Annotated in this window: 19 protein-coding genes and 1 tRNA gene; 9 read left to right on the top strand and 11 right to left on the bottom strand. The window is 61.3% G+C overall.

The annotated features are described in order from the left end of the window. Positions 1 to 11: 11 nt before the first annotated feature. The 5 genes from ACZRMO_RS12765 to ACZRMO_RS12745 form a co-directional block, all read right to left on the bottom strand. Positions 12 to 1,199 carry a methyltransferase gene (locus ACZRMO_RS12765; protein ID WP_463973075.1) on the bottom strand — a complete coding sequence of 396 codons (1,188 nt, stop codon included), beginning with the start codon at positions 1,197 to 1,199 and terminating at the stop codon, positions 12 to 14. Next, on the bottom strand, positions 1,180 to 1,869 hold the full coding sequence (locus ACZRMO_RS12760) for an ABC transporter permease (RefSeq protein WP_025999969.1): 690 nt from the start codon (positions 1,867 to 1,869) through the stop codon (positions 1,180 to 1,182). Before ACZRMO_RS12760 ends, ACZRMO_RS12765 begins: the two co-directional genes overlap by 20 nt. A 38-nt stretch (positions 1,870 to 1,907) precedes the next feature. Next, complete coding sequence (locus ACZRMO_RS12755; RefSeq protein WP_124525384.1) at positions 1,908 to 2,603, bottom strand: ABC transporter permease; 696 nt, start codon at positions 2,601 to 2,603, stop codon at positions 1,908 to 1,910. A gap of 72 nt (positions 2,604 to 2,675) precedes the next feature. Continuing rightward, positions 2,676 to 3,428 (bottom strand): ABC transporter substrate-binding protein, encoded by a 753-nt coding sequence (locus ACZRMO_RS12750; protein ID WP_017738341.1) that lies wholly within the window; start codon positions 3,426 to 3,428, stop codon positions 2,676 to 2,678. 13 nt (positions 3,429 to 3,441) lie between these two features. Then, the gene (locus tag ACZRMO_RS12745) at positions 3,442 to 4,215 is read right to left on the bottom strand and encodes an ABC transporter ATP-binding protein (protein WP_017738342.1); all 774 of its coding nucleotides are present in this window, start codon (positions 4,213 to 4,215) and stop codon (positions 3,442 to 3,444) included. Positions 4,216 to 4,768: 553 nt separating this feature from the next. Here ACZRMO_RS12745 and gabP point away from each other — a divergent pair. After that, positions 4,769 to 6,160 (top strand): GABA permease, encoded by a 1,392-nt coding sequence (gene gabP, locus ACZRMO_RS12740; protein ID WP_207041067.1) that lies wholly within the window; start codon positions 4,769 to 4,771, stop codon positions 6,158 to 6,160. A 119-nt stretch (positions 6,161 to 6,279) separates the two neighbouring features. Here the strand turns inward: gabP and ACZRMO_RS12735 are convergent, their stop codons facing one another. Continuing rightward, positions 6,280 to 6,693 (bottom strand): hypothetical protein, encoded by a 414-nt coding sequence (locus ACZRMO_RS12735; RefSeq protein ID WP_463973074.1) that lies wholly within the window; start codon positions 6,691 to 6,693, stop codon positions 6,280 to 6,282. A gap of 19 nt (positions 6,694 to 6,712) precedes the next feature. Further along, the gene (locus ACZRMO_RS12730) at positions 6,713 to 7,651 is read right to left on the bottom strand and encodes an alpha/beta hydrolase family protein (RefSeq protein ID WP_463973086.1); all 939 of its coding nucleotides are present in this window, start codon (positions 7,649 to 7,651) and stop codon (positions 6,713 to 6,715) included. Positions 7,652 to 7,858: 207 nt separating this feature from the next. On the opposite strand from ACZRMO_RS12730, the gene relB reads away from it, so the two are divergent. The 3 genes from relB to ACZRMO_RS12715 all read left to right on the top strand — a co-directional run bounded on the left by relB (position 7,859) and on the right by ACZRMO_RS12715 (position 10,768). Next, positions 7,859 to 8,053 carry a type II toxin-antitoxin system RelB family antitoxin gene (gene relB, locus ACZRMO_RS12725; RefSeq protein ID WP_124525388.1) on the top strand — a complete coding sequence of 65 codons (195 nt, stop codon included), beginning with the start codon at positions 7,859 to 7,861 and terminating at the stop codon, positions 8,051 to 8,053. Between the two features lie 73 nt (positions 8,054 to 8,126). After that, the gene (locus ACZRMO_RS12720) at positions 8,127 to 9,092 is read left to right on the top strand and encodes an arsenic resistance protein (protein WP_463973073.1); all 966 of its coding nucleotides are present in this window, start codon (positions 8,127 to 8,129) and stop codon (positions 9,090 to 9,092) included. A 77-nt stretch (positions 9,093 to 9,169) separates the two neighbouring features. Then, positions 9,170 to 10,768: a hypothetical protein gene (locus ACZRMO_RS12715; RefSeq protein WP_463973072.1), complete on the top strand. Its 1,599-nt coding sequence runs from the start codon at positions 9,170 to 9,172 to the stop codon at positions 10,766 to 10,768. Positions 10,769 to 10,992: 224 nt separating this feature from the next. On the opposite strand, the gene ACZRMO_RS12710 is transcribed toward ACZRMO_RS12715, so the two are convergent. The 4 genes from ACZRMO_RS12710 to ACZRMO_RS12695 all read right to left on the bottom strand — a co-directional run bounded on the left by ACZRMO_RS12710 (position 10,993) and on the right by ACZRMO_RS12695 (position 14,727). Continuing rightward, positions 10,993 to 11,068, bottom strand: a tRNA-Phe gene (locus tag ACZRMO_RS12710). Positions 11,069 to 11,171: 103 nt separating this feature from the next. Next, positions 11,172 to 11,444 carry an oxidative damage protection protein gene (locus ACZRMO_RS12705; protein ID WP_017738350.1) on the bottom strand — a complete coding sequence of 91 codons (273 nt, stop codon included), beginning with the start codon at positions 11,442 to 11,444 and terminating at the stop codon, positions 11,172 to 11,174. Further along, positions 11,441 to 12,508, bottom strand: coding sequence for an A/G-specific adenine glycosylase (mutY, locus tag ACZRMO_RS12700; protein WP_463973071.1), 1,068 nt, complete (start codon positions 12,506 to 12,508; stop codon positions 11,441 to 11,443). Before mutY ends, ACZRMO_RS12705 begins: the two co-directional genes overlap by 4 nt. Further along, the gene (locus ACZRMO_RS12695; RefSeq protein WP_463973070.1) at positions 12,505 to 14,727 is read right to left on the bottom strand and encodes an AsmA family protein; all 2,223 of its coding nucleotides are present in this window, start codon (positions 14,725 to 14,727) and stop codon (positions 12,505 to 12,507) included. Before ACZRMO_RS12695 ends, mutY begins: the two co-directional genes overlap by 4 nt. Positions 14,728 to 15,053: 326 nt before the next feature. On the opposite strand from ACZRMO_RS12695, the gene ACZRMO_RS12690 reads away from it, so the two are divergent. From ACZRMO_RS12690 to hisA, 5 genes are all read left to right on the top strand, one after another. Continuing rightward, positions 15,054 to 16,715: an OFA family MFS transporter gene (locus ACZRMO_RS12690; protein ID WP_017738353.1), complete on the top strand. Its 1,662-nt coding sequence runs from the start codon at positions 15,054 to 15,056 to the stop codon at positions 16,713 to 16,715. A 157-nt stretch (positions 16,716 to 16,872) separates the two neighbouring features. Continuing rightward, entirely contained in the window at positions 16,873 to 17,466 is a 594-nt protein-coding gene (hisB, locus tag ACZRMO_RS12685) for an imidazoleglycerol-phosphate dehydratase HisB (protein ID WP_003218037.1), read from the top strand. Further along, complete coding sequence (hisH, locus tag ACZRMO_RS12680; protein ID WP_124525393.1) at positions 17,466 to 18,104, top strand: imidazole glycerol phosphate synthase subunit HisH; 639 nt, start codon at positions 17,466 to 17,468, stop codon at positions 18,102 to 18,104. The genes hisB and hisH overlap by 1 nt, the downstream gene beginning before the upstream one ends. Then, entirely contained in the window at positions 18,105 to 18,362 is a 258-nt protein-coding gene (locus ACZRMO_RS12675) for a DUF2164 domain-containing protein (RefSeq protein ID WP_124525394.1), read from the top strand. A gap of 39 nt (positions 18,363 to 18,401) precedes the next feature. Beyond that, positions 18,402 to 19,139, top strand: a complete 738-nt coding sequence (gene hisA, locus ACZRMO_RS12670; RefSeq protein WP_078740239.1) for a 1-(5-phosphoribosyl)-5-[(5-phosphoribosylamino)methylideneamino]imidazole-4-carboxamide isomerase — start codon at positions 18,402 to 18,404, stop codon at positions 19,137 to 19,139. The last annotated feature ends 9 nt before the right edge of the window (positions 19,140 to 19,148 follow it).

The raw sequence follows: 19,148 nt of genomic DNA, 5'->3' as shown, positions 1-19,148 counted from the left end.
AATTTTGCCCTTTAATCGCGCTCGGCGAGCACCATCAAGTTGCGCGGCGTCAACGTCGCGTCGCAGAAACTGCCCACCTCAACCCTGTAGCCGTTTTCGCGCAGGAACAGTGCCCGATCCAGCACCAGCCATAGCTCCAGCGGGCGCCGAAACAGACCACGCACCAATTCCAGGTTCCTGACCTCGGCCAGCCGCCGCCAACCGTGCGCCTCCAACGCCAGCCAATCCTGCCCGCCTGTGGATAACCCTTTGAGTGCCGCCAATTCCCGGCAGTAGTCGGCGAAGGGCTTATCCAGCCAGGCGCTGGGCAGTGATGGGGTGGGCAAGTAGTCGTCGCAGCCGCGCAGTTGCCGTTGCAGGTGATCGAAGCCCAGGCGCCGCGCCATGGAGATGTCGCGCTGGCGGCGCACGCGGGCGCCGGCAGTGACGGTTTCGCTGAGGGGCAGGCCAAGGTCATCGATCGACAACTGCAATGCCGACGTCTGGCCTGCGCTGGACAGGGCTTGATAACGCTCTGCGCCGATGCGGTTGTAGCAGCAGGGCGCCAGGGCCAGTTGTTTGCAGCCGGCGCTGCTGGCCAGTTGCAGCAAGCGCACGTGCAGGTCGCCGCAGGCGTGCAGGGCAACGGGCGTGTGCTCGGCGCTGAGCGCGACGTCGGCCATCACATCTTGCAGGCGGTGGGTCACGGGCAGGCCGTGGTGTTCGCTCAAGGCCTGGCCGGCGGCGATCAGTGCGGGGTCATATTCCAGGCAGGTCAGGTGTTGCCCGCTTTGCAGCAAGCGGCGGCCGAGGTGGCCCTTGCCGGCGCACCAATCCAGCCAGTGTGTCGGCGTTGCGCCAAATCCCAGCGCCGCGCCGAAGGCTTCGATCTGTTGCCATTTGCGCCCGGGCACATCGACATTCAGGCGATGGCGAGCCGGTTCAAGGGGCATCGTCGGTAACTTATCCACAGCTCCGAGCGCCAACGCCTGGCTGGCCAGTTGTGGAAAAGGTACGGGGGCGGGCAGGTCATGGGGATGGTTGTGGGCGGTTTCGGCGTCGGCCAACGAGCGTTGGCGCAGCCACTGGGAGAGCGCGGGGTGTTCGGCTTCCCAGGGCAGTTGCCGGTGAGTGAAGGGCCGTGGTCGCCACAGCCCTTGGTGTTCGATCAGGAAGGTATCCAGCGCTTTAAAGCGCGCTTCAACGTCCCTGGCACGCATCGACGCGCAGCCAGCGTTCCAGCAGCTTGAAGCCGCGCACCAGGATGTAGGCCATCAACAGGTAGAACAGCCCGGCGGCGAAGAAGATTTCCACCGGCAAGTAGGTGCGGGCAATGATGGTGCGGGCCATGCCGGTCAGCTCCAGCAAGGTCACGGTACTGGCCAGGGCGCTGGCCTTGAGCATCAGGATCACTTCGTTGCTGTACGCCGGCAGGCCGATGCGCGAGGCGCGTGGCAGGATGATGTAGAACAGCGTCTTCGGCTTGGACATGCCCAGGGCACGCGCTGCTTCGATCTCACCGGGCGGGATGGCCTGGATCGCGCCGCGCAGGATCTCGGCGATATAGGCGGCGGTGTGCAGGGTCATGGTAGCGGTGGCACACCAGAACGGATCACGCAGGTACGGCCACATGAAACTCTCCCGCACCGCATCGAACTGCGCAAGGCCGTAGTAGACCAGGAACAACTGCACCAGCAGCGGCGTACCACGGAAGAAGAAGATATAGGCGTAGGGCAGGGCACTCACGTACCAGCGCCGCGAGGAACGGGCGATACCCAGCGGAATCGCCAGCAGCAGGCCGGCGATCACGGCGATGGCCACCAGCTCCAGGGTCAGGATCGCGCCCTGGGCCAGCTTGGGCAGCCACTTGATGATCACGGCCCAGTTCAGGCCCAGATCGAAATGCGCCAGCCAGCTGTAGTCGCCGCTCATTGGGTGCTCCTTGCAAAGCCGCGGGCGGCGCGTTTTTCCAGGAAGTGCATGGCGGTCATCGCCAGGACAGTGAGGCCCAGGTACATGAAGGCCGCGACCATGAAGAAGGTGAAGGGCTGCTTGGTCACGGTTACGCCGATCTGCGCGTGGCGCATGATTTCTTCCAGGCCGATCACCGACACCAGCGCGGTGTCCTTCATCAGGATCATGAACAGGTTGCCCAGGCCCGGCAGGGCGATACGCCACATCTGCGGCATGATCAGGCGGGTGAAGATGCGAAACTTCGACAGGCCCAGTGCTACACCGGCTTCGCGGTGGCCCTTGGGAATGGCGAGGATCGCGCCACGGAACACTTCGGTGGCGTAGGCGCCAAAGCACAGGCCCAGGGCGATCACCCCGGCGGCAAAGGCGCTGAGGGACAGGTCGGGGTTGCCGAAGAACTCGCCCAGGGCACGCATCAGGTTGACCGTGCCGAAATAAATCAACAGTACCCACAGCAGTTCGGGAATGCCGCGAACGAGGGTCGAGTAAGTGCCGCCAAGCCATTGCAGCGGCTTGTACGGGGACGTCTTGGCCAGGGCGCCGGCCAGGCCGAGCACCAGCCCCAGGCACAGGGCCGTGAGCGCCAGTTTGACGGTCATCAGCGCGCCAGCGGCAAGCGCCGGGCCGAATCCGTAGAGATCGAAATTCATGGTGTTTTCATATCGCAAGGCATTGCTAAAAGCCGACGCGCTCTAGTGAGCGCGCCGGGCATACCGTTCAGATCATTCGATGCTGAAAGGGAAATACTTGTCGTTGATCTTCTTGTAGGTGCCGTCTGCCTTGATCTCCGCCAAGGCTTTGTTCAGGCGCTCGCGCAGTGGGTCGCCCTTGCGGACGGCGATGCCGATCTTGTCGCTTTCTACAACCGGGTCGCCCTTGAACTCGTAGGCGGAACCGTCTTTGCTCTTGAGCCATTCGTACTGCACGTACTTGTCGGCGAGCATGCCGTCGAGGCGGCCCGACGTCAGGTCGAGGTAGGCGTTTTCCTGGGTGTCGTAGAGCTTGGCGGTGGTGTCCGGCAGCTCGTCTTCCAGGTACGTACCGGCCAGGGTCGCGCGTTGTGCGCCGATGATCTTGCCCTTCAGGTAACCGGCGTCGGTCTTGAAGTCTTTGGTGGCTTTGGGTGCGATGAACTGCAGCTTGTTGGAGTAGTACGGGTCGGTGAAGTCGACGGCCTGCTTGCGTTCATCGGTGATGGACAGCGAGGACACCAGGAAGTCGAACTTCTTGGCGTTCAGGGCCGGGATGATGCCGTCCCAATCGGACACGTACACTTCGCACTTCTCGACTTTCATCTTGGCGCACAGGGCGTCGCCGATGTCCTTGTCGAAGCCCACGACATTGCCGCTGGCGTCTTTATTGTTGAAGGGCGGGTAGGCCGCTTCGATCCCCATTTTCAGGGTTTCTGCCATGGCCGTGGCGCTGAACGCCATCGAGACGGCCGCAGCCAGTAGGAATTTTTTATAGTTCTGCATGCATGTTGCTCCGTTAGCGGTTGCTGGACATGAATTGTTTGCAGCGCGCCGAAAGCGGGTTTTCAAACACCTGCTGTGGCGATCCTTGCTCTTCGACCAGGCCCTGGTGCAGGAACACCACTTCACTGGATACCTGACGGGCGAAGCCCATTTCATGGGTGACCAGCAGCATGGTGCGGCCTTCTTCGGCCAGTGCGCGGATCACATTAAGTACTTCCTGAACCATTTCCGGGTCAAGGGCCGATGTGGGCTCGTCGAACAGGATGACTTTAGGCTGCATCGCCAGGGTTCGCGCGATGGCGGCCCGTTGTTGTTGGCCACCGGACAATTGCGCGGGGTAGGCGTGGCGCTTGTCGCTGATGCCGACCTTGGCCAGCAGGGCTTCGGCCACCTCGATGGCTTCGGCCTTGCTCTGGCCGAGTACACGGCGCGGCGCCTCGATGATGTTGTCGAGGATGCTCATGTGCGGCCACAGGTTAAAGTTTTGAAACACAAAACCGATTTCGCTGCGCAGGCGGTTGATCTGCTTGCCGTCGGCGGCCATCAGCTCGCCGTTTTTCGCGGCCTTGAGCTTGAGTTCTTCGCCGGCGACCAGGATCTGGCCCTGGTGCGGGTTTTCCAGCAGGTTGATGCAGCGCAGGAACGTGGACTTGCCGGAACCGGAGGAACCCAGGATCGAGATCACATCGCCGTCGCGAGCGGTCAGCGAGATACCTTTGAGTACCTCCAGCTCACCATAGCGTTTATGCAAGTTGCGGATTTCAAGCGCGGGCGTGGCCTCGGCCATGTGCGGTCCTCATTGTGTTCGTTGCGTGCTTGCTGTTGGGCCGCCTTCCTGGCGAGGCGCCAAGCTAGCATAGCGTTTGGATGACAGCCAACAGCGCTGCGGACGGTTAACAGGTGGTCTGCGGCAGGGTGTCGCATCGGCACAGTAGCGTGTCGCGCCATCTACAACCGAACAGACGTTTGAACCCGTAAACGGGCAGGCTTCGCGTAAAAAAGGGCGCGATGGTGCCAGCTTTGGCCGGGGGTTGGAAGGGTCAATCGGGCAAACGGTGCATATCAGCCCCGTTATGGCGCGTCACGTACTTTTTGTGTGTGTTTTTGGTGCGCTCTTTCGTTTAAAAGTGAGTCGCACGGTAACGCTATAGCGGAATCTCATTGTTCTCAATGAGTTGCGATGGCTGTTGAATTATCCTACAGGCCGCGTCAATCGGGGGCCTGTAACATTTTGGCGCAAATATTGCGTAAAAAATAAAGAACGCCCTGTTGGTTTCTTTTCACGAGAAAGAGCACAGGCCGGGCGGACCGTTTTCGCAATTCCTCGCAAAGGTGTGTCAATGAGTAGTACGCAAAGCTCCAATGACCTCGAACAGGGGCTCAAACCGCGTCACGTCACCATGCTGTCGATTGCCGGCGTTATTGGCGCCGGTTTGTTTGTCGGCTCCGGCCACGCGATTGCTGCCGCCGGCCCTGCTGTGTTGCTGGCCTACGCCGCCGCCGGTACGCTGGTGGTATTGGTGATGCGCATGCTGGCCGAAATGGCCGTGGCGTCACCGGACACCGGTTCATTCTCGACGTACGCCGACCGCGCCATCGGTCACTGGGCCGGTTTCACCATCGGCTGGTTGTACTGGTGGTTCTGGGTCTTGGTGATCCCGCTGGAAGCCAACGCCGCCGCGACCATCCTGCACGCCTGGTTCCCGGATATCGCCATTTGGGCGTTTACGCTGGTTATCACCTTGCTGCTGACAGCGACCAACCTGTTCAGTGTGAAGAACTACGGCGAGTTCGAGTTCTGGTTTGCGCTGATCAAGGTCGTGGCCATCGTGGGCTTTGTGATCCTCGGCCTGGCCGCGATCTTCGGCTTCCTGCCGACCAGCCAGGTCAGCGGCGTTTCGCACCTGTTCGATACCCAGGGCTTTATGCCGAACGGCATGGGCGCGGTATTGGCCGCGATCCTTACCACTATGTTCTCCTTCATGGGCACCGAGATCGTCACCATCGCTGCCGCCGAATCGAAGAACCCTGGCCAGCAAATCACCAAGGCCACCAACTCGGTGATCTGGCGGATTGGTTTGTTCTACCTGCTGTCGATCTTCATTGTGGTGTCCCTGGTGCCATGGAACGATCCGACCCTGGCGGCCGTAGGTTCCTACCAGACCGTGCTGGAACGCATGGGCATCCCGAATGCCAAGATGATCGTCGATATTGTGGTCTTGGTTGCCGTGACCAGCTGCCTGAACTCGGCGCTGTACACCGCGTCGCGCATGCTGTTCTCCCTGGGTCGTCGTGGTGATGCACCGGCTGTGGCCAAGCGCACCAACAAGAGCGGCACGCCTTACTGGGCAGTGATGCTGTCCACCGGCGCGGCGTTCCTCGCGGTGTTCGCCAACTATGTGGCTCCGGCTGCCGTGTTTGAATTCCTGCTGGCCAGCTCCGGCGCGATCGCGCTGCTGGTGTACCTGGTGATCGCGGTGTCGCAACTGCGTATGCGCCAGAAGCGTACAGCGGCGGGTGAGAAGATTGTCTTCAAGATGTGGCTGTTCCCGGGCCTGACCTACGCGGTGATGGTGTTCATCGTCGGTACGTTGACCATCATGCTGTTCCAGGAAGCGCATCGGGTCGAGATTATTGCGACGGGTGTGTTGAGCTTGCTGGTGGTGGCGGCGGGGTTGCTGGTGTCCAGTCGTCGCAAGGCGCAGAGAGTAGGCGCCGCAGTCACTAACTGACGGAATGCGTTCAAAAATGTGGGAGCGGGCTTGCTCGCGAACGCGGAGTGTCAGTCACTGAATCAGTTGGCTGATCCACCGCATTCGCGAGCAAGCCCGCTCCCACATTTGGTTTTGCGTCAGTCTTCGGAGTTAGCCAGTGCCTGGGATGCCGCAACGTAATCCGCCTGGAACTCTGGCGATTCAATCCACGCCAGCGCAGCCGCTTCATCATCGCTATCCGTGGCCCACTGCCGATACTCGATCAGCGCCGCCAGGATAAAGTCGGTGGCTTCTTCTTCGCCTTCCTGTTCCAGCACCAGTGCCAGCAACGGGTGCGACAGGAACGCTGCGCACAATGCCTGCTGGCTGATCTCGCCTGCGGCGCGCATCTCGACGAACAGCTCGGTCAAATCCACTGACTCCAGGTCAATGCGGCTGTCATCGCCGGCAAAGGCGTCCGGTTTGCTCGCGACGGCGCGCTGGGTGCGGTTTTGCTTGGCCTTGGTCTTGGCCCGTTGGGCGCGTTTTTGCTGCTTGTTTGGCGAGGCCATGGGTGTGACGTCCTAGGGTTCAGAGTGGGGTATTGAAGCGCAGGTTGGCGGAAATCCCAAGTGTATCCGCCGGTAATTGGCCGTTTTGCAGCCACGCCAGTGCAATCGGCCACAGGCGGTCCTGATACTCGCTGCGGAAAAATGCGAAATGCCCGACCTGTTTTTCGCCGATGTCCTCAGGCGCAATCCGCAGATGGCTGCGCTCGCTGTTGTCGAAGTAGCCGAGTAGCCGCTCGATGGCTGACACGGTGCCGAATGGGTCATCGGTGAGGCTGATGGCCAGGAGTTGCGCCGTCACTCGGCTGAATGGCAGCTCACCCAGGTCTCGTCCGCTGGGCCGCGTTTCATAGCGGGGCGTCGGAGTGCTCCAGTCCCGCACCACGCCTGCTGGTGTGTCTTCCAGCCAGCCCAGGCGCTTGCCGGGGAAGTATCCGCAGAGGGCCGTTAGCAATGGCATCAGCACATGCCATTTGGCAACCATCTGCCAGCGCCCACGTGCTGCGTAGTCGCGCCAATAGGCAAACTGTGCACCGACGGTAACGATGCGCCGGATCACCGTGCCCGACGCGCCAAGGCCTGCCGCGCAGCCGCCGAAGCTGTGGCCCACCACGTCGATGGGTTGCCCGGGAAACTCCCGTTGGGCGCGCCGCAGGATCGCCTCGAAGTCCAGCGTGCCCCAATCCGACCAGGAAGCCTTGAAGCCGCGTAGCGAGCCACTGCGGGACTCGCCGATGCCACGGTAGTCGTAGGTGATGACGTCAAGGCCGTTGGCAAACAGGTAATCAGCGAAGCGCGAGTAATAGCGGCAACGCAGGGAGGTGGCGGCGTTGATGATGACGATGGGGCGGTCGAAGTCGGTACGCAGGTGGCGCCAGGTGAAGCCGCCGAGGAGGTGGTTGTCGGCGGTGGGTTCTTTGAATGGGGTGCTTTGACTTGGCGTGCGTGTCACGTCGGGCATTCGCGAAGAGGCGTCATTCAAATTCATTGGGGCTCTGCCTTTAATCGTTTTTATTTTTTTAGTAACAGTTGGCCAGTTTGCCAGTACTTGTCCTGCCTTTGGTGGGTTCACTAATCTCGGCGCTCACTCATAGAGCCATACATCCGAGAGGAACGACACCCGACCATGGACCGATTAGACTGGCAGGCACCCAACTCGGAGGTCTCTATGAGCATCCCACTTTCTCCTATCGTTTCAGAGTTTGAAACAGAAGAGCAGGCTGCCAGCTACGACCGTTGGTTTCGGGCCAAGGTGCAGGCGTCGATTGATGATCCTCGCCCAAATATTCCGCATGAGCAGGTTATGGCTGAAGTCGAGAGAATGCTGGAGGAGAGGCGCGAGGCTCGCCGTACAGCTCGCTAAGCCGTTGTAAGGCTCGACCTTGCGGTAGTTGATGCATAGGCTAGTTGCCTTTGCGATCAGCTAGAGCGCCGTAATGACCCGCGACACCCTCGAACACCATCAGATCCCCCTCTACTTCGTCGCTGTCCTCCTAGCCGCGGCCTTCGGCTTGCTCGTGCCCTCATCAGCCAGCGGTCTGGGCATGCTGGTCACGCCCGCCATCGCCGTGCTGATGTATGCGATGTTCCTGCAAATCCCGTTTCTGGACCTGCGCCAAGGCTTGGGCAACAAGCGTTTCCTGTCAGCCTTGCTGCTGGCCAACTTCATCCTGGTGCCGTTGCTGGTATGGGCATTGACCCGTGGCCTGGTAGAACGCCCGGCATTGCTGGTGGGCGCGTTGCTGGTGTTGCTCACGCCTTGTATCGACTATGTGGTGGTGTTTACTCATATCGGCAAGGGCGATTCGCGGTTGATGCTGGCGGCGACGCCGGTGTTGTTGCTGCTGCAGTTGGCGCTGTTGCCGGTGTATCTGGGGTTGATGCTGGGGGCGCAGTCTGGGGTGGTGGTCGAGGCGGGGCCGTTTGTCGAGGCGTTCCTGTTGTTGATTGTGCTGCCGATGATCCTGGCAGTGCTGACCACATCCCTGGCACGGAGATCCTCGGTCGTCAATGCGTGGAACAACGCCTGGGCCTGGCTGCCGGTGCCGGCGATGGCGTTGGTGCTGTTTGTGGTGATTGCGTCGCAGATCACCTCAGTGGTGCGTGATTTCAGTGTGTTGATGCCGGTGGTTCCGGTCTACGTGGGGTTCCTGCTGCTGGCGCCGTTGGTGGGGATGTTGGCTGCACGCCTGTTCGCGCTGCCTGCGGCGACGGCGCGCGCGGTGACGTTCAGCGCATCGACGCGCAACTCGTTGGTGGTACTGCCCTTGGCGCTGGCCCTGCCCGAGGATGTGCGCGGGTTGGCGGCGACGGTGGTGATCCTGCAAACCTTGATCGAGTTGGTGGGTGAGTTGATCTACATCCGCCTGATCCCGGCGTTGGTGTGGCCCGCGCGGCGGTAAGTGTGGGTCTGTTCAGGCGCGATTCAGCAGGGTGGTCGGCACCATAGGTCGGCGCCCTTCACCTGACAGGTCTACCGATGGATCACCGCAACCGTTTTCGCCTGGAGTCCCTGGGCATTTTCCTGCTGGCCTTATTGCTGTTTACCTTGGGCATCTGGGACCAGCAGCCCCAGGGCTTTGACGGACGCTGGGCGCTGTTCCTGCAGGAAATGTTTCGCCACGGTGTGAGTTTTTTCCCGACGACCTATGGCCAGCCTTACGCGGACTATCCCGGCACCGCGACCTTCTTCAGTTTTGTATTTGCCCGGCTGTTCGGTGCGCCCAATCACCTGGCGAATATCCTGCCCACAGCCCTGGCATCCGCCGGGGTGGTTGCCTTGATCTATCGCCTGCTGGTCCCGTCGAGTCGCCAATGGGCGCTGCTGACGGTGCTGCTGACGCTGCTCACTGCGCAGTTGCTCGATAAGTCGCGCTCGGTGTGCCTGGATCAGATGGTGTCGCTGTTGTGTGTCGGTAGTTTCTACCTGCTGCACACGGGCGAGCGCCTGGGATCGCGGTGGCGCCAACTGGCAGTGTTCCCCTTGTTCATTCTCGGCTTTGCCATTCGCGGGCCGCTGGGGTTGATCGAAGTTTGTGGCGTGGTGTGCGTGTACTGGGCGTTGAGCCGCCCCGGGCAGCGGGTCAGGCAGGTGCTGATCCACGGCGCGGTAGGCCTGCTGCTGTTGGCGGCGTGCTGGTGGCTGCTGGTGAAGCTGGCGCGGATCAGCGGTGGCGATGCCTTTGCCGACGAAGTGTTCAAGATGCAGGTCGGCGGGCGCCTCGATGAAAGTGGTGAGCCGTTCTACTTCTACTTCCAGTTGAGTGTGTACCGCTACTTTCCTGTAGTGCCGCTGGCGCTGGCGACGTTGATTGCGCTGCGCCATCGCTGGGCCGAGCGCTTTGTGAATGACGATGTGCAGTTGGTGGTGCGGCTCGGTGCTTGCGGCCTGATGATTTTGCTCGGGCTGTCGGTGCCGCACTTCAAGCGTGCTTATTACATCTTGCCCATGGTGCCGCTGTTTGCCGCTGTCGCCGCCTACGGGCTGCTTCAGGCGCAAGGTTGGCTCGTTGGCGTGCGCAGGTGCTACGAAGGGCTTGTCGCGGCGCTACCGGCGTTGTGCGTGGTTGTAGTCTTTGTCTGTCGGCATGGGTGGCAGAAGCACGGTTACTGGCCGAACGTTTCGTTGCCGCTGTTGATTGGCGCGTTGTTGATCCTGCAAGTGGCGGCAGTAATCGCCTGGCGTCGACTGGTGTGGCTCAGTGCAATCGCCTTGGTCGCGCAATGGCTGGTGCTGGTGACTGTAGTGGATCGCGCCAAGGACCTGCAATTTGACACCCGCACCTTCGTTGGCCTGGTGGAGGCGCTGCGCGTCACGCAGCCGGGGCCACTGGTGTTTCTCAATCTGGGTCGTGACACCTGGGCGGTGCGCTACATGATGAACCTGGACCACGATGAGCAGCCGCTGTTTGTCGGTGCTGGCGAGGTCGAGCGGCTGGGCGCGTTGCCACGGCCTTCATGGGTGATCGTGGCGCGCAAGGAAACGGCGTTGCTGGCGGGGATGCCGCTGGAGCATCAGGCGCCGGTGTTCAGTGGGCGGTTGAATGACAATGCGTTGATGGTGTTTTTGCTTAAGTGACGATGCTGGAGGATTTCTCCAGCTGGGCGAAGTGTTATCTCAAAAAGTGAGTGGCGTAGCCCTTGTGGAATCAGCTTCGAGGCCACGGCAGATAAATTCACTATCTCTAAATCGCCATTCGGATAAGTGAAATTTCTGCACAAAAACCCAGACAACAAAAAACCCGCACTAGGCGGGTTTCTTGTGTGTTTCAGATGATGTTCGCACCACCTAAAACTAATTAGTGGTGCCCAGAGACGGAATCGAACCGCCGACACGGGGATTTTCAATCCCCTGCTCTACCGACTGAGCTATCTGGGCAACGGGGCGCATTAAACGGGTTTTTCAGGGGGTCGTCAAGCAAGTTTTCAAAAAATATTTAATTATTACCGTCGCTTACGTGCCGACCCCGGTTTTTGATCAATTATTGAGCAGGCGGCACGTAGCCGTCGGCCTTGGCGTAATCCTCGCCGGAAAAGAACTTGTCCATTTCGCCCGCCAGGTATTTGCGGTCTTCGGCGTTCATCATGTTCAGGCGTTTTTCGTTGATCAGCAGGGTCTGGTGTTTCAGCCAGTCGCCCCAGGCGTTGGCAGAGACGTGCTCGAAAATGTCCTGGCCCTTGGCGCCCGGATACGGAGGGCGTTCCAGGCCTGGCAGTTCTTCTTTGTACTTGCGGCACATTACGGTGCGGGTCATGACGACACTCCTGCATTCAAAACGTCGGCCGCGCGCTTCAGCAGTTTCTTGACCGGGGCGGCAAGGCCCAGGCGCGGCGGGGTGGCGAGGTTATACCAGAGCCAGTCGGCCTCGGCCACGTGATGGGCGGATTCCTCGACCTGCACCAGCCAGGGCTCGATGGCCAACTGGAAGTGGCTGAAGGTGTGGACCAGCCCCGGCAGTGCCTGTTGCTTGCCCAGTTCCAGCGCATGCTGGTGGGCGAGGTGTTCGAGGTCTTGCAGGTCGTCCAGCTCCGGCAAGCTCCACAGTCCACCCCATAGTCCGGTCGATGGGCGGCGATAAAGCAGGATTGCGCCCTCGGCGTTCGCCAGCATCGGCATCAGCGTGCGCTTCTGCGGGATGGTTTTGCGCGGCTTGGGGATCGGGTAACGCGTCTCCAGGCCGAGCATGTGGGCTTCGCAGCCTTTTTCCAGTGGGCAGAGCAGGCAGCTGGGTTTGCTGCGGGTGCAGAGGGTGGCGCCCATGTCCATCATCGCCTGGGTGTAGGCGTTGACCCGATCATGGGGCGTGAAGCGCTCTGCGGTGGCCCATAGCTGCTTGGCCACCTTGGGCTCGCCCGGGTAGCCCTCTTGCGCGGTAAAGCGCGCCAGCACGCGTTTGACGTTGCCGTCGAGGATCGGCGCACGCAGGCCCATGCTCAGGCTCGCAATCGCGCCAGCGGTGGACAGGCCGATGCCTGGCAGCTCGGTGAGTTTTTCCACGTCCCGGGGAAACTCGCCGGCATAGTCGGCCACGACAATCTTCGCGGTCTTTTGCAGGTTGCGTGCGCGGGTGTAGTAACCCAGGCCGGTCCACAAGTGCAGCACTTCGTCTTCCGGTGCCGCGGCCAGGGCTTCGACCGTCGGCAGCGAGGCCATGAAACGGTCGAAGTAGTTGAGCACGGTGCTCACCTGGGTCTGTTGCAGCATGATCTCCGAGACCCACACCCGGTACGGCGTGATGCCCTGTTGCCAGGGCAGGTCATGGCGACCGTGGCGGTCGTACCAGTCCAGTACCGCCGTTGAAAACTGCTCGCTTCTCATCGTTTGAACAGGCCTTTGAGCGCGTCTTTGAGCTGCGGGTTGACCTTGTCGAGCTTCTCTTCAAGTTTGTCGCTGAGCTTGTTGCCAGCCGCTTTGATAGCGACCTGGCCGAGGCCGTCCTTGTCCAGGCGGCAGGCCTTGGCGCCCAGTTCCAGCGGGCCGCGGCAGCGCAGCGGTACTTCGATGCCCTGGAAGTTGCTGCCCACCTGGCAGGCCGGGTCTGGCACTGCGCGTTGGTCGCCTTCGACGAGGATGCCCACGCGGTAGTCCATGCCCAGCACGCGCAGGTCGATGTCACCGTTGCCGTTGACCGTCAGGCCGGGGATGCGCACTTTCAGGTCCGGGTTGCTGGCGACGCCGTTGCGGAAGGTCAGGTTGCCGCGCAGTTCCTGGAACGGCGTGTCCTTGCCTTGTGGCGTGCTGCTCAGGGTCTTGCGGTTGAGCAGGGCGATGCCGGTGCACAGCTGTTGCTCAAGGTTGGCGTTGAGCAGCATGCCGTTGTTGATCACAAAGCTGGCGGTGCCGTTGAGGCTGTCGATCAGGGCTTTCTGGCTGTTGCCGCGGCCGCTGAGGTTGCTGTCGAGGGTGATCTGGCCCTTCACCGGTGGTGTTTGCCCCTGGGCTTGCAGGATGCGTTCGACCGGCACTTGCTTGATCTGGCTTTGCAGCGCCAGCAGCGGGATATCCTGGCGTACGTCGAGGCTGCCGTTGGCCTGGAAGGTGCCGTTGTAGAGGCCGCCGCTCAAGGTGTTGAGCTTGAGTTGGCCGTCGATGCCGGTGGCTTTGAGCACGGCGTTCTGGATCGGCAGCTTGCTCAGGGTCAGTTGCCCGAATGCCAGGTCGGCATCCACGTCCAATGTGCGCAGGCGTGTCAGTGGCAGCAGCTTGTCAGTGCTCCAGGCGGCCTTGGTGGGTGCGTCCGGCAGCGGCGTGGTGCCACCGGCGGCCATGGCCCCGGCTTCGCTGTTCTGCACTTCGGCCTGGCGTGCGGCGGATGCGCCTTTGGCGGCTTCGGACTTGGCCGGCAAGTAGTTGTCGGCGTTGAAGGTGTCACCCTTGAGTTGCACGCGCAGGGATTGCTTGGCGAAGTCATCCACGGCGATGCGGCCGGTGAAGGTGCTGCCGTCGACCTTCAGGTTCAGGTCGTCCAGGGCTGCGCGGCTGGGCGTGCCGCTGAGGCGGCTGACCAGCTCGACCTTGCTCAGGCTGCCCTCGGCCATCGGCGGCAACGGCTGGCCTACGCTGTCGAGGAACTTGGCCAGGTCAAACTGGGCGATGGACAGGGCGCCGCTCAGTTGTGGGGTCTTGTCGAGGTCGTTGACCTTCAGCTCGCCCAAGGCGCGCAATTGGTTGGCCGATAGCTTCAGGTTGGTCCATTCGGCGACGTTCGCCGCCAAATCCACCAACACCTGCCCCTGTGTGGAGAAGGTCACGGTCTTGCCTTGCAGCGGCTCGCCGGTAGCTTCGCCGCTCAGGCGCATGTCTTCGAACTGGTAGCGCTTGAGCGCCCGCTGGATGCGCAGGTTGCCGTTGAGCTCGGTCTTGACGCGCATCACCGGCTGGTTGCTGCCGAAGAATGCGGTGAGCTTCACGGGGATGCTCGCGCCGTCGTGGATCGCGCCGGAACTCAGCTGGATGCTTTCGGCGCTGAATTGCTTGCCGGTCTGCTCGTCGTTGTATTCGACGCGGGCGTTGTTGATGGTCAGGCTGTCGATATCCAGGCGGATTGGCTGTGGCGGCTTCTCCGGCTTGGGCTCGGCAGCGGGCTCGGCCGGCGTGGCGGCTGGCGCGGTTGTTTCGGTGGACGCGACAGGCGCGTTCTTGCCGATATCTTCCCAGTTGCCATGGCCCTGCTTGTCGCGGTTGAGGCGCAGGTTCAGGCCTTCGACGCGCACGTCGCTCATCTGCACTTCGCGGCGCAGCAGCGGCAGCACGCGTACCGACAGGCCGAGCATCTGCAGGTCGGCGAACGGTTGCGTCGGAGCGGTCAGGGTGGCCACGCTGGCTTCGTGCAACTCAAGGCCGAGCCAGGGGAACAGGCTCCAGCCGATGTCGCCATTGAGCGTCAGCTCGATGTGGGCCTTGTCGCGGGCAATCTGGCGAATCTCGTCTTTATAGTCGTTGGGATCGAAGAGGTGGGTCAGGGCAAAGCCCAGCGCCACAATGATCAGCAACAGCCCGAGAAGTACCAGACCCAGGATTTTGCCGAACGCTTTCATGGGCGAGTCCTTGTATGTCGATTTCAAAATTTAGCCGCAGAGTATAACGCCCGTAACCGTACGTCAGTTCCCTCATCGTTACATTGTATCCAGGCCTAGCAAAACGGGATTTTGGCGTCAAACAAAACAGATATCCCGAAAAAGGTGATGTCAGTTTGGTTTTTCTGTCATCCACAGGTGCTAATCTTCGCCGGTTCGTCTGCCTTCTGCGACATAGCGTCGCGCATTAATGGAGCTTCACTCAACAACAACGGCCAACGCTTTGCGTGCAAGGCCGAGGGAGAGAGCGCCTGACGGACGCATACTAATAACTGGGGGAAACACCAATGAGCACTAGCACTGCGGCAGCTTCAACTGCCGCACAGCCTGCGTTCCTGTCCAAGGAGCGCATCATCGCCAAGCCCGGCTTCAACCGCTGGCTGGTTCCGCCGGCCGCCTTGGCCATCCACCTGTGCATCGGCATGGCCTACGGTTTCTCGGTGTTCTGGCTGCCGTTGTCGAAAGCGCTGGGCGTCACCAAGCCGCTCGCCTGCGCGCCAGACATGAGTTTTATCGCGCAAATCTTCTCGTCCCAATGTGACTGGCCCATCTCCATGCTGGGCTGGATCTACACCTTGTTCTTCATCTTCCTGGGCTGCTCGGCAGCGATCTGGGGCGGCTGGCTGGAACATGCCGGGCCACGCAAGGCTGGCGTTGTATCGGCGCTGTGCTGGTGTGGCGGCCTGTTGATCTCGGCATTGGGTATCTACACCCACCAGATCTGGCTGATGTGGATCGGCTCCGGGGTCATTGGCGGTATCGGCCTGGGCCTGGGTTACATCTCGCCCGTCTCGACCCTGATCAAGTGGTTCCCGGACAAGCGCGGCATGGCCACCGGCATGGCGATCATGGGCTTCGGCGGCGGCGCGATGGTTGGCGCCCCGCTGGCAGCGGCATTGATGGGCCACTTCGCCACGCCGGACAGCGTGGGCGTATGGCAGAGCTTCCTGGTGATGGCTGCGATTTACTTCGTGTTCATGATCGGTGGCGCCTTGTCCTATCGCGTTCCGCCGACCGGCTGGAAGCCTGAGGGCTGGACCGCGCCGGCAAAAAAAGCCAGCAACGCGATGATCACTCACCGTCACGTACACGTGAATGTGGCGTGGAAAACTCCGCAATTCCGTCTGGTGTGGCTGGTGCTGTGCCTGAACGTGTCCGCCGGTATCGGCATCCTCGGCATGGCCTCGCCACTGCTGCAGGAAGTGTTCGGCGGCAAGCTGCTGGGCGTGGATGTGCCGTTTGGCCAACTGGATGCCGGTCAACTGGCCTCTATCGCAGCTATCGCCGCAGGCTTTACCGGCCTGTTGAGCCTGTTCAACATCGGCGGCCGATTCTTCTGGGCGTCGTTCTCGGACTACCTTGGCCGTAAAAACACCTACTTCGTGTTCTTCGCCCTGGGTTTTGCCCTGTACGCGTTGATCCCGAACCTCGGCCACCTGGGCAACGTGTCGCTGTTCGTGGCGGCGTTCTGCATCATCCTGTCGATGTACGGCGGTGGTTTTGCCACGGTTCCGGCGTACCTGGCCGACCTGTTCGGTACGCAGATGGTCGGTGCGATCCACGGTCGCCTGCTGACCGCCTGGGCAGCGGCGGGTGTATTGGGCCCGGTGTTGGTGAACTACCTGCGTGAGTATCAGCTGAGCATCGGCGTTGAACGCGCTGCGGCTTACGACATCACCTTGTACATCCTCGCCGGCCTGCTGGTGCTGGGCTTCATCTGCAACCTGCTGGTGCGTCCGGTGGCCGACAAGTACTTCATGACCGACGCCGAACTGGCCGCCGAACAGGCACTGGGCCATGACAAAGGCGCCGACGCCAGCACTTCCCTGGAGTGGAAAGCCGCGCCAGGTACTGTGCCATTGGCGATTGCCGCCTGGTTGGTGGTAGGTATTCCGTTGGCGTGGGGTGTGTGGGTGACCCTGCAGAAGACGGCGGTACTGTTCCACTAAGTTGAATACAGGCAGGTGCACCATCCTGGAGCACCTGCTTGTATGCACATGTCTATCCCCGACACTCCATCAGTCTTATCCCCTCCGATGTTTCTGTTTAGCGCCCGCGCCCCTATAATGGCTGCCTTTTTCGCCCAATGATTTTGCGGAGCTGGTGATGGCCGAACGTAAGGCGTCCGTCGAGCGCGACACTCTGGAAACCCAGATCAAAGCCTCGATCAACCTGGATGGCACCGGAAAGGCCCGATTTGATATCGGTGTACCTTTTCTTGAGCACATGCTGGACCAGATCGCCCGTCACGGGCTGATCGACCTGGATATCGTCAGCAAAGGCGACCTGCATATCGACGACCACCACACCGTGGAGGATGTCGGTATCACCCTCGGCCAGGCGTTTGCCAAGGCCATCGGCGACAAAAAAGGCATCCGTCGCTACGGCCACGCCTATGTCCCGCTGGACGAAGCGCTGTCGCGTGTGGTCATCGACTTCTCCGGCCGCCCAGGCCTGCAGATGCACGTGCCGTACACCCGCGCCACCGTGGGTGGCTTTGACGTCGACCTGTTCCAGGAATTTTTCCAGGGTTTCGTCAACCACGCCCTGGTCAGCCTGCACATCGACAACCTGCGTGGCACCAACACCCACCACCAGATCGAAACCGTGTTCAAGGCTTTCGGCCGCGCCTTGCGCATGGCCGTGGAGCTGGATGACCGCATGGCCGGGCAAATGCCCTCGACCAAGGGCGTCCTGTAATGCAGACGGTCGCCGTTATCGATTACGGCATGGGTAACCTGCATTCGGTGGCCAAGGCCCTCGAACACGTAGGTGCCGGCAAGGTGCTGATCACCAGCGATGCCAACGTGATTCGCGAAGCCGACCGGGTGGTATTCCCCGGCGTTGGCGCGATTCGCGATTGCATGGCCGAGATCCGCCGCCTGGGCTTTGACAGCCTGGTGCGCGAAGTCAGCCAGGACCGTCCGTTCCTCGGTATCTGCGTGGGCATGCAAGCCTTGCTTGACCGCAGTGAAGAGAACGACGGCGTGGACTGCATCGGCCTGTTTCCTGGCCAGGTGAAGTTCTTCGGCAAGGACTTGCACGAAGACGGCGCCCACCTGAAAGTCCCGCACATGGGCTGGAACGAAGTCAGCCAGACGGTGGATCACCCGCTGTGGCATGACATCCCGGACCTGGCGCGCTTCTACTTCGTGCACAGCTATTACATCGCCGCCGGCAACCCGGCCCAGGTGGTGGGCGGCGGGCACTACGGTGTCGATTTCGCCGCCGCGCTGGCCGAAGGCTCGCGCTTTGCCGTGCAGTTCCATCCGGAGAAGAGCCATACCCATGGCCTGCAATTGCTGCAGAACTTCGCCGCCTGGAACGGGCGCTGGTAAATGGCCAAGAAGCCGAAGTTACCGCTCTTGAACCTCACGCCTGAACAGGAGAGTGAGGCTACCCTCAAGATCAAGCGGTTCATGGAAGATCGCTTCGAGCTGAAGCTGGGTTCGTTCGAGGTCGCCGAGATCCTCGAACTGTTCACCGCTGAAGTGGCGCCGCACTATTACAACCGGGCGATTTTCGATGCGCAGACGCTGCTCAAAGAGCGGTTCGAAAGCATCGAAAGCGACCTGTGGTCGCTTGAGAAACCCTGATTTCCCAAGCATTGCTGAATATCGAATAAGGTTTGCCAGATGCTGATTATCCCCGCTATCGATCTCAAGGACGGCGCCTGCGTACGTCTGCGTCAAGGCCGCATGGAAGACTCCACCGTGTTCTCCGATGACCCGGTGAGCATGGCTGCCAAATGGGTGGAAGGGGGCTGCCGTCGCCTGCATCTGGTGGACTTGAATGGCGCCTTCGAAGGCCAGCCGGTCAACGGTGAAGTGGTCACCGCCATCGCCAAGCGCTACCCGCACCTGCCGATCCAGATCGGTGGCGGTATCCGCTCCCTGGAAACTATCGAGCACTACGTCAAGGCCGGCGTAAGCTACGTGATCATCGGCACCAAGGCGGTCAAAGACCCGGCCTTCGTTGCCGAAGCCTGCCGCGCGTTCCCAGGCAAAGTGATCGTGGGCCTGGACGCCAAAGACGGTTTCGTCGCCACCGACGGCTGGGCTGAAATCAGCACCGTGCAGGTCATCGACCTGGCCAAGCAGTTCGAAGCTGACGGCGTGTCCGCCATCGTTTATACCGACATCGCCAAAGACGGCATGATGCAGGGCTGCAACGTGCCGTTCACCGCCGCGCTGGCCGCTGCGACCAAGATCCCGGTGATCGCTTCCGGCGGTATCCACAACCTGGGCGACATCAAGTCGCTGCTGGACGCCAAGGCCCCCGGTATCATCGGCGCCATCACCGGCCGCGCGATCTACGAAGGCACCCTGGACGTCGCCGAAGCCCAGGCTTACTGCGATGCCTACAACGGCTGAGGACTGACC

This window comes from Pseudomonas sp. B611 (assembly GCF_055407965.1).
This window is presented reverse-complemented; position numbering and strand designations above follow the sequence as displayed.